Annotated in this window: 1 protein-coding gene; it reads right to left on the reverse strand. The window is 64.2% G+C overall.

What is annotated here, in order from left to right; all coding sequences use genetic code 11:
• Nucleotides 1–578 (reverse strand): ISL3 family transposase (locus ACT3TD_RS14825; RefSeq protein ID WP_444615250.1); only part of this gene is annotated, 578 nt, incomplete at both ends.

The following is a 578-nucleotide window of genomic DNA, read 5'->3' on the forward strand; positions in this document are numbered from 1 at the left end:
TCAACTCCTCCAACCCCTTCGGGAGTCCTTTACGCAGCGTGTCGATCAACCCGGCCATCAACTTCTTGCCCCGTGACTTGCCCGGAACACCGTACGCGGCGATGAGATCCTGGTAGATGCCCCAGGTGACCTGCAGAGCGACGTAGTCGTCGTCGGTGGTCCACAGCAGATTCAGCCGTTGTTTCTGCCGGTCGGTGAGATAGTTCGTCCTGGTCATCAGGTGACGGCGGTGCTTGTAGAGCGGGTCATCTTTGCGTCCGCGCCGCCCGGTCGTCTCTCGTTGCAGGCGCTGACTGCATCCGGTGAGTTTCTCGGCGGCCAGGTGCACCACGTGAAATGGGTCCATCACCTTCGTCGCCGCGGGTAAGGCGTGGTCCACGGCGGTGGCGTAGTCGGCGAAGCCGTCCATCGTGACGACCTCCACACGCTGGCGGAAACCAGGGTCACGCTCGTTGAGCCAGGTTCGTAGAACCTCGGCACTGCGCCCGGGTCGCATGTCGATCAACCGGGCCGGCCCGCGCCCGTCGACCAGCGGGGTCAGATCCACCAGCACCGTGACCATCGAGGAGGGATCGCCG

The organism is Corynebacterium sp. AOP36-E1-14 (assembly GCF_052377495.1).
Classification (GTDB): domain Bacteria; phylum Actinomycetota; class Actinomycetes; order Mycobacteriales; family Mycobacteriaceae; genus Corynebacterium.